Raw genomic sequence first — 16,437 nt, forward strand, 5'->3', positions numbered from 1 at the left:
TGTTGGAGCGCTGCTCTGCATCGCGACTGGCGCCGTCAGGCGCCCTGGCGGAGGCCACAGCGTTGGCGATGGTCGCCGGCACTGGCAACGCCGCCGGGAGACTTTCAGCCTCCAGTCGCGATCTGAAGATGCTCCTACAGCGCGGAAGCCGCTTACCTTGTTGGAGCGCTGCTCTGCATCGCGACTGGCGCCGTCAGGCGCCCTGGCGGAGGCCACAGCGTTGGCGATGGTCGCCGGCACTGGCAACCCCGCCGGGAGGCCTGCGGCCTCCAGTCGCGATCTGAAGATGCTCCTACAGCGCGGAAGCCGCCTACCTTGTTGGAGCGCCGCTTTGCGTCGCGACTGGCGCCGTCAGGCGCCCTGGCGGAGGATGCTCTGGTTAGCGCTGGCTCAGCGCTCGTGGATCACATCCATGGGATAAAAACGGCTGGCCAGGGCGTCGCGTATGCGGCGCAGAACCAGGGGGCTTCTCAGCCGGCCCTGTCGATCCAGCGCTTCGATCTCCTCCAGGGTGAGCCAGTGCACGGCAATGATCGCCGGGTCCAGCTCATTGCCCAGGTGGGCCAGGGCCATGCCGAAGAAGCCGTGGCTGTGAAAGGTCTGGCCGCCGGGCGCTTCGTAGACATAAAGCCCCAGGTAGTCGGTGATGCCGACCTGCCAGGCGCTCTCCTCGCGCAGTTCGCGCAGGGCGGCTTCGCGGATGCGTTCGCCGGGTTCGAGATGGCCGGCGGGCTGGTTGAAGAGCGTCTGTCCGCCATCCGGGGCTTCCTCCACCATCAGGAAGCAGCCGGCGCGCTCCACCACGGTGGCCACGGTGACATGCGGTTGCCAGCGGCTCATCGGTGACCTCCTTTGCGGCGCGGTGAGCGCCGCGATGTGGTGCGTGGGGCGTGCAGGACCTCCCGACGCCACTCTCCCGGCGCCAGGCCGTCGAGCTGCCATGGGCCGATGGCGACGCGCACCAGCCGCAGGGTGGGGTGGCCGACATGGGCCGTCATGCGCCGCACCTGACGGTTGCGCCCCTCGCTGAGGGTCAGCTCCAGCCAACTGGTCACCGGGTGGCGCTTGGGGTCCAGCGGCGGCGTGCGTGGCGGCAGCCCACTCTCCTCCAGCCGTCGCACCCTGGCCGGTCGCGTCATGCCATCCTTCAATTTTACGCCATGGCACAGCGCCTGCAGGGCGGTATCGCTCGGCCGGCCCTCCACCTGCACCCGATAGGTCTTGGGCTGCTTGTGACGAGGATCGCTGATGCGGTGTATCAGCGCACCGTCATCGGTCAGCAGCAGCAGGCCTTCGGAGTCGTAATCGAGTCGGCCGGCGGCGTAGACCCCCGGCACGTCGATGACGTCGGTCAGGGTGGCACGCGGCGTTTCACCGGCGTGGCAGCGGTCGGTGAACTGGGAAAGCATGCGGTAGGGCTTGTGCAGCAGATAGAGGATGCTCATAGGGCAAGCTTACCGGCAAGCGGGGCGGGATGGGAGAGGGGCGGCATGTCAGCCTTATTGACCATACCCAGAGACGGGGCGGCTGATATAATGCGCTCGCTCGCCGGGAGCGCCCTCGTCGTTACGGGGCCTGCCGTGACACTGCCACCGGGCTGATGCCAAGCGCATCCCCAGCCAGATGAGAACCGCAGGTGGAGCACGCCGGGACCTCGTTTCAGGCACCGTGAGTGCGCGCAACCGTTCCAGTTATTGCCACCGCAAGCGACCAGAGAGATCAACGTCAACATGTCAAAAACGCCGAAGATTATCTACACGTTCACCGACGAAGCGCCTGCGCTGGCGACCCATTCGCTGTTGCCGATCATCGACGCCTATACCGACGCCGCCGGTATCGAAGTGGAAACCCGGGACATCTCCCTGGCGGCTCGGATCCTCTCACAGTTCCCCGATTACCTGACCGAAGAGCAGCGCGTCGAGGATCATCTGGCTGAGCTGGGCGCACTGGCCAAGGCGCCAGAAGCCAACATCATCAAACTGCCCAATATCAGTGCCTCCATGCCGCAGCTTCGGGCGGCGATCAAGGAACTGCAGGAGCAGGGCTACAAGCTGCCGGATTACCCGGACGAGCCGAGCAGCGACGAAGAGCAAGCGATCAAGGCGCGCTACGACAAGACCAGGGGCAGTGCCGTCAACCCGGTGCTGCGCGAGGGTAACTCCGACCGCCGCGCACCCAGGGCCGTCAAGGAGTACGCCCGCAAGTATCCCCACCACATGGGGGAGTGGAGCCAGGCCTCCCGTACCCATGTATCGCACATGCACGGTGGCGACTTCTACCACGGCGAGAAATCGATGACGCTGGATCGCGCCCGCGACGTCAAGATGGAGCTGATCACCAAGAGCGGCCAGGCCCTGGTGCTCAAGCCCAAGGTCTCGCTGCTCGAAGGCGAGATCATCGACAGCATGTTCATGAGCAAGAAGGCGCTGTGCGACTTCTACGAGCGGGAGATCGAGGACGCCCGCCAGACCGGTGTGATGTTCTCCCTGCACGTCAAGGCGACGATGATGAAGGTCTCGCACCCGATCGTGTTCGGTCACTGCGTCAAGATCTTCTACAAGGAGGCTTTCGAGAAGCACGGTGCGCTGTTCGAGGAGCTGGGCGTCGACGTCAACAACGGGATCGGCAACCTCTACGACAAGCTCGCCACCCTGCCCGAGAGCCAGCGTGAGGAGATCATCCGCGACCTGCACGCCTGCCACGACCAGCGCCCGGAGCTGGCCATGGTGGATTCGGCGCGGGGCATCACCAATTTCCATTCGCCCAGCGATGTGATCGTCGACGCCTCGATGCCGGCCATGATCCGCGCCGGCGGCAAGATGTACGGCGCCGACGGCCGCCTCAAGGACGTCAAGGCGGTGATTCCGGAGTCCACCTTCGCGCGCATCTACCAGGAGATGATCAACTTCTGCAAGTGGCACGGCGCCTTCGATCCGGCCACCATGGGGACCGTGCCCAATGTCGGCCTGATGGCGCAGAAGGCGGAGGAGTACGGCTCCCACGACAAGACCTTCGAGGTGCCGGAGGCCGGTGTCGCCAACATCACCGACCTGGAGACTGGTGAGGTGCTGCTGTCCCAGAACGTGGAGCAGGGCGATATCTGGCGGATGTGCCAGGTCAAGGACGCGCCGATCCGCGACTGGGTCAAGCTGGCGGTGGAGCGTTGCCGCGATTCCGGCATGCCGGCGGTGTTCTGGCTCGACCCCTACCGCCCGCACGAGAACGAACTGATCAAGAAGGTGAAGGCCTACCTACAGGATCATGATACCAGCGGCCTGGACATCCAGATCATGTCCCAGGTCCGGGCCATGCGCTACACCCTGGAGCGCGTGATCCGTGGCCTCGACACCATCTCGGTGACCGGCAACATTCTGCGCGACTATCTCACCGACCTGTTCCCGATCATGGAGCTGGGCACCAGCGCCAAGATGCTCTCCATCGTGCCGCTGATGGCCGGTGGCGGCATGTTCGAGACCGGGGCCGGTGGTTCAGCACCCAAGCACGTGCAGCAGCTTCTGGAAGAGAACCACCTACGCTGGGACAGCCTCGGCGAGTTCCTGGCGTTGACCGCCTCCCTGGAGCATCTCGCCAAGCAATTCGGTAACGAGCGCGCCACGCTGCTGGCAGACGCGCTGGACAAGGCGACCGGTAAGTTCCTGGAGAACGACAAGTCACCCTCGCGCAAGGTGGGTGAGCTGGACAATCGGGGCAGTCACTACTATCTGGCCTTGTACTGGGCTCAGGCGCTGGCCGCTCAGGATAACGACGCCAAGCTCAAGGCCCTGTTCGCCCGCCTGGCCGAAACTCTGCAGGCCAACGAGCTGACCATCCTCGACGAGCTCAATGGCGTTCAGGGCCAGCCGGTGGACATCAAGGGGTACTACCGTGCCGAACCTGAGTTGGCCCGTGCGGTCATGCGTCCCAGCAAGACCTTGAACGAGGCCCTGGCGATGGTTGCCCAGGGATGAAGTCCCGGTAGGTCCCCTCGACCCCCGTCTGCTCAGGCGCAGATGGGGCTCCTTAGGTCATATGGGCCGACTGGGTGGACAATGCTATACTCCGCGCTCCACTGAATAGACCAGACAGGGGAGTTCTCAATGGGGTTCCAGAAAATTGTCGTACCTGAAGGCGGCGAAAAGATTACCGTCAACGCTGACAACACCCTGAACGTGCCGAACGAGCCGATCATCCCGTTCATCGAGGGTGACGGCATCGGTGTCGACGTGACGCCGGCAATGAAGATTGCCATCGATTCAGCCGTACAGCATGCCTACAACGGCGAACGCAAGATTCACTGGATGGAAGTCTATGCCGGTGAGAAGGCAACTCAGGTCTACGATGCCGACACCTGGCTCCCGGAAGAGACCCTGGAAGCCGTCAAGGACTACGTGGTTTCCATCAAGGGCCCGCTGACCACGCCCGTGGGCGGTGGTATTCGTTCATTGAACGTGGCTCTGCGCCAGAAGCTCGATCTCTACACCTGCCTGCGTCCGGTGCGCTGGTTCGAGGGTGTGCCGAGCCCGGTGAAGAAGCCTGCCGATGTCGACATGGTCATCTTCCGCGAGAACTCCGAAGATATCTATGCCGGTATCGAGTGGAAGGCAGGTTCCGCCGAAGCCGACAAGGTCATCAAGTTCTTCCGCGAAGAGATGGGTGTCACCAACATCCGCTTCCCGGAAAACTGTGGTATCGGCGTCAAGCCGGTCTCCGTGGAAGGCACCAAGCGTCTGGTGCGCAAGGCTCTGCAGTACACTGTGGACAACGACCGCGAGTCGCTGACCCTGGTGCACAAGGGCAATATCATGAAGTTCACCGAAGGTGCCTTCAAGGACTGGGGTTACGAGATCGCCAAGGAAGAGTTTGGCGCCGAACTGCTCGACGGTGGCCCCTGGATGCAGTTCAAGAATCCGAATACCGGCAAGAACATCGTCGTCAAGGATGTCATCGCCGACGCCATGCTGCAGCAGATCCTGCTGCGTCCGGCCGAGTACGATGTCATTGCCACGTTGAACCTCAACGGCGATTATCTATCTGATGCTCTTGCGGCAGAAGTGGGCGGCATCGGCATTGCGCCGGGCGCCAATCTTTCCGACAACGTGGCCATGTTCGAGGCGACCCACGGCACTGCGCCGAAGTATGCCGGTCAGGACAAGGTCAATCCGGGTTCGCTGATTCTTTCCGCCGAGATGATGCTGCGTCACATGGGCTGGGTCGAGGCTGCGGATCTGGTTCTCAAGGGCATGGAAAAGGCGATTGCCAAGGGCGAGGTCACCTATGACTTCCATCGCCTGATGGACGATGCCAAACTCCTGAAGTGCTCCGAGTTCGGCCAGGCCGTCGCCGACAACATGTAAACGGCTCGGCGAGCACCCGGGGCCCTCGTCCGCCGCCCGGCGGGCGAGGGTCTTTTGCGTTAGAACCATGAACCCTGCCAGCCTTGGGGCGTCCAATGTTTTTCGAGACGCCTTGTGTGGTCGGCTTGTCGAGATGGTATGTGGCTTTTATGTTCAAGACAGAAGACCCGAACGCGTGGAGGCTGGTTGGTAATATCGCCGGCATGACCAAGCCACCGCGCCCCGAGGGCCGCCCTGATGAAGAGGGAGACGACGAGCTTGCCGTCCAGGCCTCGGATCCCGAGGTTGCGCGCCCACCGATGTTCAAGGTCGTGTTGCACAACGACGACTTCACCCCCATGGAATTCGTGGTGGAGGTGCTGCAGAGCTTTTTCCACATGGACAGTGAAACCGCAGTGCAGGTGATGTTGACGGTCCACACCCGGGGAAAGGCCACCTGCGGCATATTTACTCGCGATATTGCGGAAACCAAAAGTCACCAAGTCAATCAATATGCAAGAGAGTGTCAGCACCCGTTGCTCTGCGATATCGAGGCGGCGGACTGACTCCCGGACATGGTCGAAGCGGGAATTGAATGGCAGTCGTTGAGGAAGAGACTTGCAACGGCGGCATTTGTGCCCGATGTTGATGGTGCCGGACCACGAAAGATCCGATGCAAGCCCTACGCGGCGAGAAGGGGACTGCCATGCTGAGCAAAGAACTTGAACTGACCCTGAACACGGCGTTTACCGTGGCCCGCTCCAAGCGGCACGAGTTCATGACCGTGGAGCACCTGCTGCTGGCTCTGCTTGACAACGCCTCCGCAGTCGACGTGCTGAGAGCCTGTGGGGCCAACCTCGACAAGCTGCGGTCCGACCTGCAGGACTTCATCAATTCCACCACGCCACTGATCCCTGAGGATCAGAGCGACCGTGAAACCCAGCCGACCTTGGGCTTTCAGCGCGTGCTGCAGCGGGCTGTGTTCCATGTGCAGTCCTCGGGCAAGAGCGAGGTCACCGGTGCCAACGTGTTGGTGGCGATCTTCTCCGAACAGGAGAGCCAGGCGGTCTACTTCCTCAAGCAACAGAATGTCGCGCGGGTCGATGCCGTCAACTACATCGCCCACGGCATTTCCAAGGTGGCGGGCCATGGCCATAGCCCCTCCTCCCCCCCCCCAGACTCCGAGGAAGCGGAAGAGGGTGGCGCGGAGACCAGCACCAATCCCCTGACCGGCTATGCCACCAACCTCAACGAGCAGGCCCGGATCGGTAAGATCGATCCACTGATCGGGCGTGAACACGAGCTCGAGCGCGTCATTCAGATCCTGGCGCGGCGGCGCAAGAACAATCCGCTGCTGGTGGGGGAGGCCGGTGTCGGCAAGACCGCCATCGCCGAAGGTCTGGCCAAGCGGATCGTCGAGGAGGACGTTCCCGAGGTGATCGGCGACGCGGTGGTCTATTCGCTGGACATGGGTGCCCTGCTTGCCGGCACCAAGTATCGCGGCGACTTCGAAAAACGGTTGAAGAGCCTGCTGGCTGAGCTCAAGAAGCAATCCAACGCGATCCTCTTCATCGACGAAATCCACACGGTGATCGGCGCGGGGGCGGCATCCGGCGGTGTGATGGACGCCTCAAACCTGCTCAAGCCGCTGCTCTCGTCCGGTGAACTGCGCTGCATCGGGTCCACCACCTTTCAGGAGTTCCGCGGTATCTTCGAGAAAGATCGTGCCCTGGCGCGTCGCTTCCAGAAGGTCGATGTGATGGCTCCGTCGGTGGATGACACCATCCGTATTCTCAAGGGGCTGCGCTCGCGTTTCGAGGAGCATCACCAGCTCAAGTACACTGACGCGGCACTGGAGAGTGCGGCACGGCTCGCGGATCGCTATATCAACGATCGGCACCTGCCCGACAAGGCCATCGATGTGATCGACGAGGCCGGCGCCCACCAACGGCTGCTGCCACCGGAGGTGCGCATCGACACCATCGATGTCGATCAAGTCGAGGCGGTGGTCGCTTCCATCGCGAGGATTCCGCCAAAAAGTGTATCCAGCTCCGACCGCAAGCTGCTCGAGAACCTGGACCGTGATCTCAAGATGCTGGTGTTTGGCCAGGACGAGGCGATCGACAGCCTTTCTGCCGCCATCAAGCTTTCTCGTGCCGGTCTCAAGTCGCCCGACAAGCCGGTGGGCAGTTTTCTCTTCGCCGGCCCCACCGGTGTGGGCAAGACCGAAGTGGCGCGTCAGCTGTCGCGGATCATGGGTATCGAGCTGGTGCGTTTCGACATGTCCGAGTACATGGAGCGACACACCGTATCCCGGCTGATCGGTGCCCCGCCTGGCTATGTCGGTTACGACCAGGGTGGTTTGCTCACCGAAGCGATCACCAAGCAGCCGCACTGCGTGCTCTTGCTCGACGAGGTCGAGAAGGCACACCCGGAGGTCTTCAACCTGTTGCTTCAGGTCATGGACCACGGTCGGTTGACCGATAACAACGGGCGCGAGGCCGATTTCCGCCATGTGATCGTGATCATGACCTCCAACGCCGGAGCTGAACAGCAGGCGCGTCGCTCCATCGGCTTCCAGTCCCAGGATCACTCCACCGATGCCATGGAGGTGATTCGCAAGACCTTCTCCCCGGAGTTTCGTAACCGGCTCGATGGCATCATCCAGTTCCACTCCCTGCCCACTTCCGTGGTGCGCAGCGTGGTGGACAAGTTCCTGGTGGAGCTACAGGCGCAGCTCGACGAGAAGCGGGTTCAGCTGGATGTGGACATGGAAGCTCGCGACTGGCTGGCCGAGAAGGGCTACGATCCGAGCATGGGTGCGCGCCCAATGGCCCGTGTCATCCAGGAACGGCTGAAGAAGCCATTAGCCGAGCTGATCCTGTTTGGCGAACTGGCGGAGCATGGCGGGGTGGTGCATGTCAATGTGGAGGATGGCGAACTGCACCTGTCCACGGAGGCGGAGCTGGCCAACGCGCCCTGACGGAGAATACAATCGTCCGCTCGACACAGCGCCCTGTCTTCGGACGGGGCGTTGTCGTGTGTGCGGAGGACCGTTGAGTGAGAAGACTGGTCTCGTGCGCGAAGCGCAATCAGCGTGAGCGGTAGACGATACGTCCCTTGGTTAGGTCGTAGGGGGTCAGCTCGACCTTGACCTTGTCACCGGTGAGAATGCGGATGTAGTTCTTGCGCATCTTGCCGGAGATATGGGCCGTCACGACGTGGCCGTTTTCCAGCTCGACGCGAAAGGTGGTGTTGGGAAGGGTATCGACGACGACGCCTTCCATTTCGATATGGTCTTCACGTGCCATATAGGCGGTTCCTCGCTGATGGTAACGATGATCTCGACGGCTAGCTGTGGCGACCGCGTGGACGGTCCGAAGCCCTCATGCGGCGACAGCAGTCGGTCTTTGCGCCGATGGATAGCGCGGTATTGTGCCGCAAGCTGGCCGTCAAGGCAAAGAACGCCTTACCTGAATGACGCATTTGCGGTGGGGAGTGTGCGCCGCCAATGCCGGCCATCGAGAATCTCCAGGGGTTGGTACGCCTCCTTGTAGGCCATCTTGCGACAGTTCTGGATCCAGTAGCCGAGGTAGACATGGGGCAGGTCCCGACAATACGCCTCTTCCACCAGGCTGAGAACGGCATAGGTACCCAACGACCGGCGATCCCACTGCGGGTCGGGATCGAAGAAGGTATAAATGGCCGATAGCCCATGTTCCAGATGATCGAAGGCCGACACGGCCAGCAGTCGGTCGTCGAGCCGGAACTCCATCAGTCGTGAATAATGCTCGTCCAGGGTCAGGAAAGTGCGGTACTGCTCGTGGCTTGGCGGAAACATGTCCCCATTGCTGTGGCGAGCGTATATGTAGCGCTCGTAGAGCGCATAGTGCTCAGCGTTGAACAGCGCGGGTCGCTCGATCAGCCGCAGGTCTGCGTTGCGTCGACGGATGCGGCGCTGACTGCGGCTGGGCTGGAATTCGTTTACCGGAATGCGAGCCGAGAGGCAGGCGCTGCAACCCTCGCAGTGGGGGCGATAGAGGTGTCGCCCGCTGCGCCGGAAACCGAGCAGAGCAAGCGCATCGTAGACGCCTTGGCTATGGGACTCCTGGGGGTCTAGGAAAAGCGTAGTCGCCTCCTGGCCTCCGAGGTAGCTGCAAGCATGAGGCACGGTCAGGAAGAAACGCAGATCCCTTACCGGGTGCTGAGGCGTGTTGCTGCTCACTTCGGTCGCCCCCTATGTGAAAGCGGATGTGGTCTCGGCGCACGAGTCGGCCTCGGGCATCGGCCAATCGGGTAACGGGTGGTCGCCGCCGGTCGAAAGCGGGTTGGCCAGGCACTCTTCAAGATAGCCGATGAATTCGGCGCGGGCGATGTCGCGAGCTCCAAGGCTGGCCAAATGCCGGGTATGCATTTGGCAGTCGATCATCCAGCCGTTGCCTCGCTGCATGGCGCGAACCAGGTGTACCAGTGCCACTTTGGATGCATCGGTTGCCTGCGAGAACATCGACTCGCCGAAGAAAATCCGGCCCAGGGCCACGCCGTAGAGTCCGCCGACCAGCCGTTCGCCTAGCCAGACCTCGACGGAACGGGCATAGCCCAGCCGGTGCAGGTCGATGTAGGCGTGACGCATCTCCCGGGTGATCCAGGTGCTGGGCTGGCCTGGTCTAGGGGCTGCGCAAGCATCGACAGTCTCGGCAAAGGCGCGGTTGAAGGTCACCCGAAAATCACCGTTACGCACTCGTTTTGCCAGGCTGCGGCTGATTCGCAGTGAGTCGGGAAAGAGTGCCATGCGAGGGTCCGGGCTCCACCACAGGATGGGTTGATCGTCGCTATACCAGGGAAAGATGCCGTGCTGATAGGCGGTCAGCAGCCATTGGGGTGTCAGTGCACCGCCTGCTGCCAGCAGCCCATCCGGGTCACGCAGTGCCTGCGACACAGGGGGAAAGCTCACCGGTCGTTCGGGAAGCCAGGGCAGCATGGTGCGCAGCTCCTTGTCGTGAGGGTGCATCTAGTTTGACGCCAGAGCGACTCTTGCTCAAGCAGCGGCCGGGGCTACTGTGCCGGGGCCTGCTCTCCCGGTATGATGAAGGTCTGAAACGAGCAATACGAATGCTTCTGAAAGGCGCCGCCAGGTGCGGCGCGAGGGGGTTGGCGAGTTGAGTGCAAAGGAAAAAAGCGTGCCCCGGCGCGCGACGGCGGAGAATGCCCGGCAGACGGCACAGCGCATGGGACTCCACCTGCACGGCGCAGCCCGCGAAGGTGCAATCATCGTGCTCCTGGCGGGCTGCGTGTTCCTGCTGCTGGCGCTGTTCAGCTATGAGCCGGCAGACCCCGGCTGGTCCCATCGCGGGCCGGAAACGGATGTCGACAACTGGATGGGGCCCATCGGGGCCTGGCTGTCCGACGTGCTCTATTCCCTCTTTGGGGCGAGTGCCCTCTGGTGGCCCGGCATGCTGGGGTTCGCCGGCTGGTGGCTGATCCGCTCTCGCAGGGTGCACATCGAGTGGGATGCCACGGGAGTGGCGGTGCGTCTGGGTGGGTTGGTCCTGCTGCTGTTGGGAACGACCACGCTGGGCGCGCTGCACTTCTATAGCCCCGAGAGCAAGCTACCCTATGCGTCCGGTGGCATCCTCGGCGAGGGATTGGTAGGGGCCTTGATGCCGCTGGTCGATGCCGGCGGCACGGGGCTGCTCGCCCTGTCCGCGATACTCTGCGGTTTTCCCCTCTTCACAGGTCTGTCATGGCTGACGGTGATGGACGAACTGGGGCATCGTGGGCTGCAGCTCTGGCGTTGGGCCGCTACGCCCTTCGGCCTGGTTCGGGAGCGCCAGGAGGCGCGGCGGGCCGAGCTCGATGGTCAGGACGACGAGGAGCCGGTCGACGAAGCGGTGCCGGACGATGCCGGTATGGCGGCTTCATCGGCCCGACGTGGCTGGCGGCTGCTCCTGCCCTGGCGTGACCGTGGGGTGGGGCCGACCGTCGACGGCGCGGCATCCCGCGAGCCCAGCCTGTCATCCGGCTTCGGTGACGATGGGGAAACCGATATCCCTTGGGAAGTGCCCGAGCGGACGCCATCGGCGAAGCGCCCGGAAGCCGCCTATACCGCTCGTGAAGCGGCGCACCCGCATGCCGCTGGTCCTGCCTCTGTTTCTCCCCCGGAGCCGAGCCTGGGGGCTGTGTCGGCGGCTGATGCAGCCGTTGCAGGTTCCTATCCTCTGAGTGCCAACCGTCATGACGAGCCGGCATCGGTTTCCATGCCTCTGCGCGCCACGGAGGGGGAGGCGGTGGCCGATGGTGATGCGAAGCCGAGTGACTCGCGAGATGCCCATGGCGAGACGACGTCCCTCGGCGACGGACTGAGTGCCAGGACGGAGTCGGCGGGAGTGGAGGCGCACGACACCTCAAGGCGTGAGCCTGGGCTGAGTGACTGGCAGCCTGAGCAGCACGAGTCGAAGGAGCCTCGGCTCAGTTGGGACAGTCTCGTCGAAGACCAGTATGAGAGTGGCCCGGCCGTGCCCTTGACAAAGGCCACCACCGAGCCCGAACGGTCCGGGGGATATCCCGATCAGGCGGCGGGCCTGCGAGCCTGGCAGGAAACGTCTGCGTCAAGACAGGACATCGCCCCCCCGGAGCCTTCGGCCGGCGAACCTGACGACGCCGCGTCAAGCGAGGAGTTGCAAGGTGGTGGGCGTGTCGCCACCGCCGAGCAGGCCAGCGCTGCAGCGGCCCAGCCAGAGGGTCCGACGCTGTGGACGGTAGAGCATCTGCAAAGCCAGCGCCCTCAATTTGACGAGTTGTCGGAACCGGATGGCGAACTGCCGAGCCTGCGTTTGTTGACGCCAGCGGAGCCGCACCAGCAGAACTATACCGAGCAGCAGTTGGCCGACATGGCCGAACTGCTCGAGACTCGGCTGAGGGAGTACGGTGTCAAGGCCGAGGTCGTCAATACCTGGCCCGGACCGGTGATCACCCGCTTCGAGATCAAGCCGGCCGCCGGGGTGAAGGTCTCGAAGATCAGCAACCTGGCCAAGGACCTCGCTCGCTCGCTGATGGTCAAGAGCGTGCGCGTGGTGGAGGTGATCCCGGGGCGTCCCACGGTGGGCATCGAGATCCCCAACCCTCATCGCGCTATGATTCGCCTGCGCGAGGTGATTGACTCTGATCGCTATCAGCAGGAAGCGTCGCCGTTGACCATGGCGCTGGGTCAGGACATCGGCGGCGGCCCTGTCGTGGCCAACCTGGGCAAGATGCCTCACCTGCTGGTGGCCGGCACTACCGGTTCGGGCAAGTCAGTGGGGGTCAACGCCATGTTGATCTCCATGTTGCTCAAGGCCACGCCCGAGGAGCTGCGGTTGATCATGGTCGACCCCAAAATGCTCGAACTCTCGGTGTATGACGGTATCCCGCACCTGCTGGCGCCAGTGGTTACCGACATGAAGGAGGCCGCCAACTCGCTTCGCTGGTGTGTGGCCGAGATGGAACGCCGTTACAAGCTGATGGCGGCCATGGGGGTGCGCAACATTGCCGGCTTCAACGGCAAGCTGGACGAGGCGGATCGGGCCGGTGCCCAGGTCGCCGATCCGCTTTGGGATCCACAGCCCTGGGAAATGCACGAGCCACCTCCGGTATTGGAGAAGCTGCCTTACATCGTTGTGGTCATCGACGAGTTTGCCGACATGTTCATGATCGTCGGCAAGAAGGTCGAGGAGCTGATCGCCCGCCTGGCGCAGAAAGCCAGAGCCGCCGGTATCCACCTGATTCTTGCAACCCAGCGCCCCTCGGTAGACGTGGTCACTGGCCTGATCAAGGCCAACATCCCCACCCGCATGGCCTTCCAGGTCTCGTCGCGGGTCGACTCTCGCACCATTCTCGACCAGGGCGGTGCCGAGAACCTGCTGGGTCACGGCGATATGCTCTACCTGCCGGCCGGCTCCGGCCTGCCGACCCGGGTTCATGGCGCCTTCGTCGACGATGACGAGGTGCACCGCATCGTCGAGGACTGGAAGCGTCGCGGTGAGCCCGTGTATATCGAGGAGATCCTCTCCGGCGGGGTGTCGGCGGAGGCACTGACCGGCCTGGAGGCTGAAGGTGGCGATAGCGGCGATGCCGAGCAGGACGCACTTTATGACGAAGCGGTTCAGTTCGTGACCGAGACACGGCGCGCCTCGATCTCTGCAGTCCAGCGCCGCTTCAAGATCGGCTACAACCGGGCAGCGCGCCTGGTGGAGTCGATGGAAATGGCCGGCGTGGTGTCTTCCATGGGCACCAATGGCGCTCGCGAAGTGCTGGCACCGCCGCCGGTGGGAAATTGACGCCGACCTCATCACATCATCAAACATGCATCAAACGTGAAAGCGCCGGCGACCATGCAACCTGCCGGCGCTCACCGGGTCCGATTGACAGGATTTCACATTACGGACCTTGTCCATGGAGATAGCGATAATGACTGTAAAGAAGACCCTTGCCGCACTGACCATGATGCTCGCGCTGCCGGTAACCGCCCTTGCCAGCGAAGGCGCGGCTCGCCTGGCCACGATTCTGGAGCCTCTACAGACCTATCAGGCCAGCTTCGAGCAGCAGATTCTCGACGGTAGCGGCCAGCGCCTGCAGCAGGCGAGCGGCACCATGTGGCTGTCGCGCCCCGGCAAGTTCCGTTGGGAGGTCAATGCACCCTATCAGCAGGAAGTCATCTCTGACGGCAGCGAGGTCTATCTCTACGATCCGGACCTTGAACAGGTCACCGTGCAGGCGCTGGACCAGCGGGTTACCCACACCCCAGCGCTGCTGCTTTCCGGCAGTGCCAGCGAGCTGACCGAGAACTACGACGTCACGCGCCAGCAGCAGGGCAGCAACGAGTCCTTCCGGTTGGTACCGAAGTCACCCGATACCCTGTTTGAAGAGCTGAAAATGACGTTCCGCGGCGAGCAGTTGCGTGGGCTGGAAATGAACGACAGTACCGGCCAGCGCACCGCCATCGAGTTTCGTGATGTGCGCTTGAACCAGCCCATCGGTGACAGCCGCTTTACCTTCGAGATTCCCGACGGCACCGATGTGATTCGCGACACCCACTGATCGCCCGTCAGGAACCCATGACACAGCCGCGCCGCCCTTGAGGCGGCGCGGCTGTTTCTAGCTCTTTTTTTCTAGCGTTTTTCTTCTGTCACTTTTCGGCGCCCTCATTCTCCGCTTTCATCCGTCTGGGTATCCTGCGCGGCACGCCAGCTTCAACAAGGTGTGGCGTTTCTAAAGGCTATCTTGTAAGCCATTTCCTACACCGTTGTCGGCGAAGCCCCACAGATACCGGCTCTTGTCACTGGTATGCTCTCCGCGTTCGGTGCGATTGACTAGGCATTGTCCGAAAACTGTCTGCGCTCGGCCATACTGCGTTAAAAATCAGCTCAAAATACTCATTTACACCCCGTAAACTCCGTCTTTTCGCTGATTTTTGCCTTGTCTGACCATCGCTCGTCGACTTTTCAGACAGTGCCTAATAAACGAATAACCGTGGTATCTCCAGACGCAGGGAGGCGTAATGGCCAAGGCAACCGGGTTGCAATTCACCTTGACCCTGCCCGGGGCCGAGGACGTGGCGGTCATCGAGTTCACCCACCGCGAGCAGCTCTCCGCGCCCTTCGAGCTGACGGTACGCTTCGCCAGCCGCGACGCCAGCCTGGGTGCCGACGCTATCCTCGACCGCGAGGCCACGCTGACGATCTGGCAGGATGGCGAGGCGCTGCGCCGCATTCACGGCGTGGTGAGCGAATTCGGCTGCGGCGATAGCGGCCACCGCCGTACCTTCTACCATGTGGTGATTTGCCCGGCGCTGTGGCGCCTTGGGCTGCGCCAGAACTCGCGTATCTTCCAGAACGTCTCGCCGCTTACCGTGCTCAACACCCTGTGCGACGAGCACGGCCTGAGCGACGTGGCCTTCGCCGCCACCCGCGAGCCCGAGTCCCAGGAGTACCTGACCCAGTACCGCGAAACCGATCTCGCCTTCGTCCAGCGCCTCGCCGCTGAAGAGGGGTTGTTCTACTTTCACGAGTTCTTCGAGACTGGCGGTGAGATACCAAGCGCCGCCCACCGCCTGGTCTTCGCCGACGCGCCCCAGGTGCTGTCTCACCTGGGCGAGCGCAGCTACCACGGCCGTGCCGGCGGCAGGTCGCCTTCGTCGTCGGGCCCGAGGGCGAGGAGATCCACTGCGACGAGCATGGCCGGGTCAAGGTGCAGTTCCCCTGGGATCGCTACGCCGAACCTGATACCGCCGGGGCTGAAGGCGAAGCCGCTGAAACCGCTGGGGCTGGCGGCGAAGCCGCTGTGAATAGCGGAGCCAGCGCTTGGCTTCGCGTCAGCCAGGACTGGGCCGGCGGCGGCTACGGTAGCATCGCCATCCCCCGGATCGGGCACGAGGTGATCGTCAGCTACCTGGAGGGCGACCCGGATCAGCCGCTGATCACCGGGCGCACCTATCACGCCGTCAACACGCCACCCTATGAACTGCCGGCTCACAAGACCCGCACCGTGATCCGCACCCAGAGCCACCAGGGCGAAGGCTTCAATGAACTGCGCTTCGAGGACGAAGCCGAGGGCGAGCAGATCTGGCTGCACGCCCAGAAGGACCTGGAGCTGCTGACGAATCACAATCGCACCGAAGAGATCGGCAACGACAGCCACCTCACGGTGCAACGCCACCGCATCAGCGAGATCCACGCCGACGACCACCTCACCGTGCACGGCCAGCGCCACGTCCAGGTCGACGGCGACGACCACCTGATCGTCGGCGCCACCCGCCACGAAAAGATCGCCCGTGCCCAGCTCACCGAAGCCGGGCAAGAGATCCACCACAAGGCCGGCAGCAAGACAGTCGTCGACGCCGGTGCCGAGATCACCCTCAAGGCCGGCGGCAACTTCATCAAGCTCGACCCCAGCGGCATTACCATCGTCGGCGCCCAGGTCAAGATCAACTCCGGCGGCAGCCCGGGCTCGGGGAGTGGGCAGGGGGCTCAGGCTCCGGAGCTGCCCCTGGGTGCAATGGCTGAAGCGCATCAGCGTATCGAGGGCGTTACGCAAGATGCGCTGCTGACCACGCGTTTCCAGCTACCGG

At 63.1% G+C, this 16,437-nt stretch carries 11 protein-coding genes and 1 pseudogene; 7 read left to right on the forward strand and 5 right to left on the reverse strand.

The window, feature by feature from the left end:
* Positions 1-390: 390 nt before the first annotated feature.
* Both DU490_RS16200 and DU490_RS16205 read right to left on the reverse strand, forming a co-directional pair.
* Positions 391-840 (reverse strand): NUDIX domain-containing protein, encoded by a 450-nt coding sequence (locus DU490_RS16200; protein ID WP_114575266.1) that lies wholly within the window; start codon positions 838-840, stop codon positions 391-393.
* Positions 837-1,445, reverse strand: a complete 609-nt coding sequence (locus DU490_RS16205) for a pseudouridine synthase (protein WP_114575267.1) — start codon at positions 1,443-1,445, stop codon at positions 837-839. The genes DU490_RS16200 and DU490_RS16205 overlap by 4 nt, the downstream gene beginning before the upstream one ends.
* Positions 1,446-1,730: 285 nt before the next feature.
* Here DU490_RS16205 and DU490_RS16210 point away from each other — a divergent pair, with 285 nt between their 5' ends.
* The 4 genes from DU490_RS16210 to clpA all read left to right on the forward strand — a co-directional run bounded on the left by DU490_RS16210 (position 1,731) and on the right by clpA (position 8,316).
* A complete protein-coding gene (locus DU490_RS16210) occupies positions 1,731-3,968 on the forward strand; it encodes an NADP-dependent isocitrate dehydrogenase (RefSeq protein ID WP_114575268.1) in 2,238 nt (745 codons plus the stop codon).
* A gap of 129 nt (positions 3,969-4,097) precedes the next feature.
* A complete protein-coding gene (gene icd / locus DU490_RS16215) occupies positions 4,098-5,354 on the forward strand; it encodes an NADP-dependent isocitrate dehydrogenase (protein ID WP_114575269.1) in 1,257 nt (418 codons plus the stop codon).
* Between the two features lie 149 nt (positions 5,355-5,503).
* Positions 5,504-5,899 carry an ATP-dependent Clp protease adapter ClpS gene (clpS, locus tag DU490_RS16220; RefSeq protein WP_114575272.1) on the forward strand — a complete coding sequence of 132 codons (396 nt, stop codon included), beginning with the start codon at positions 5,504-5,506 and terminating at the stop codon, positions 5,897-5,899.
* Positions 5,900-6,039: 140 nt separating this feature from the next.
* Positions 6,040-8,316 carry an ATP-dependent Clp protease ATP-binding subunit ClpA gene (gene clpA, locus DU490_RS16225; RefSeq protein WP_114575273.1) on the forward strand — a complete coding sequence of 759 codons (2,277 nt, stop codon included), beginning with the start codon at positions 6,040-6,042 and terminating at the stop codon, positions 8,314-8,316.
* Positions 8,317-8,425: 109 nt separating this feature from the next.
* Here clpA and infA read toward each other — a convergent pair whose 3' ends face one another.
* From infA to aat, 3 genes are all read right to left on the reverse strand, one after another.
* Positions 8,426-8,644: a translation initiation factor IF-1 gene (gene infA, locus DU490_RS16230; RefSeq protein ID WP_010627817.1), complete on the reverse strand. Its 219-nt coding sequence runs from the start codon at positions 8,642-8,644 to the stop codon at positions 8,426-8,428.
* Positions 8,645-8,802: 158 nt separating this feature from the next.
* Complete coding sequence (locus DU490_RS16235; protein WP_114575270.1) at positions 8,803-9,558, reverse strand: arginyltransferase; 756 nt, start codon at positions 9,556-9,558, stop codon at positions 8,803-8,805.
* A 12-nt stretch (positions 9,559-9,570) separates the two neighbouring features.
* The gene (gene aat, locus DU490_RS16240; RefSeq protein WP_114575274.1) at positions 9,571-10,314 is read right to left on the reverse strand and encodes a leucyl/phenylalanyl-tRNA--protein transferase; all 744 of its coding nucleotides are present in this window, start codon (positions 10,312-10,314) and stop codon (positions 9,571-9,573) included.
* Between the two features lie 247 nt (positions 10,315-10,561).
* On the opposite strand from aat, the gene DU490_RS17515 reads away from it, so the two are divergent.
* The 3 genes and pseudogenes from DU490_RS17515 to DU490_RS16255 all read left to right on the forward strand — a co-directional run.
* The gene (locus DU490_RS17515) at positions 10,562-13,648 is read left to right on the forward strand and encodes a DNA translocase FtsK (protein WP_114575275.1); all 3,087 of its coding nucleotides are present in this window, start codon (positions 10,562-10,564) and stop codon (positions 13,646-13,648) included.
* A 130-nt stretch (positions 13,649-13,778) separates the two neighbouring features.
* Entirely contained in the window at positions 13,779-14,408 is a 630-nt protein-coding gene (gene lolA, locus DU490_RS16250) for an outer membrane lipoprotein chaperone LolA (protein ID WP_114575271.1), read from the forward strand.
* 460 nt (positions 14,409-14,868) lie between these two features.
* Positions 14,869-16,437, forward strand: a pseudogene (locus tag DU490_RS16255) (type VI secretion system Vgr family protein); the annotation flags it as partial.

The sequence above is a fragment of the Halomonas sp. DQ26W genome, assembly GCF_003339685.1.
In the GTDB taxonomy this organism is placed as follows: Bacteria; Pseudomonadota; Gammaproteobacteria; order Pseudomonadales; family Halomonadaceae; genus Halomonas.

Excerpts from the sequence above, each read along its gene's own strand:
- DU490_RS16200 (WP_114575266.1), bottom strand. The coding sequence starts at position 840 with ATGAGCCGCTGGCAACCGCATGTCACCGTGGCCACCGTGGTGGAGCGC.
- DU490_RS16205 (WP_114575267.1), bottom strand. The coding sequence starts at position 1,445 with ATGAGCATCCTCTATCTGCTGCACAAGCCCTACCGCATGCTTTCCCAG.
- DU490_RS16210 (WP_114575268.1), top strand. The coding sequence starts at position 1,731 with ATGTCAAAAACGCCGAAGATTATCTACACGTTCACCGACGAAGCGCCT.
- icd (WP_114575269.1), top strand. The coding sequence starts at position 4,098 with ATGGGGTTCCAGAAAATTGTCGTACCTGAAGGCGGCGAAAAGATTACC.
- clpS (WP_114575272.1), top strand. The coding sequence starts at position 5,504 with ATGTTCAAGACAGAAGACCCGAACGCGTGGAGGCTGGTTGGTAATATC.
- clpA (WP_114575273.1), top strand. The coding sequence starts at position 6,040 with ATGCTGAGCAAAGAACTTGAACTGACCCTGAACACGGCGTTTACCGTG.
- infA (WP_010627817.1), bottom strand. The coding sequence starts at position 8,644 with ATGGCACGTGAAGACCATATCGAAATGGAAGGCGTCGTCGTCGATACC.
- aat (WP_114575274.1), bottom strand. The coding sequence starts at position 10,314 with ATGCTGCCCTGGCTTCCCGAACGACCGGTGAGCTTTCCCCCTGTGTCG.
- DU490_RS17515 (WP_114575275.1), top strand. The coding sequence starts at position 10,562 with ATGGGACTCCACCTGCACGGCGCAGCCCGCGAAGGTGCAATCATCGTG.
- lolA (WP_114575271.1), top strand. The coding sequence starts at position 13,779 with ATGACTGTAAAGAAGACCCTTGCCGCACTGACCATGATGCTCGCGCTG.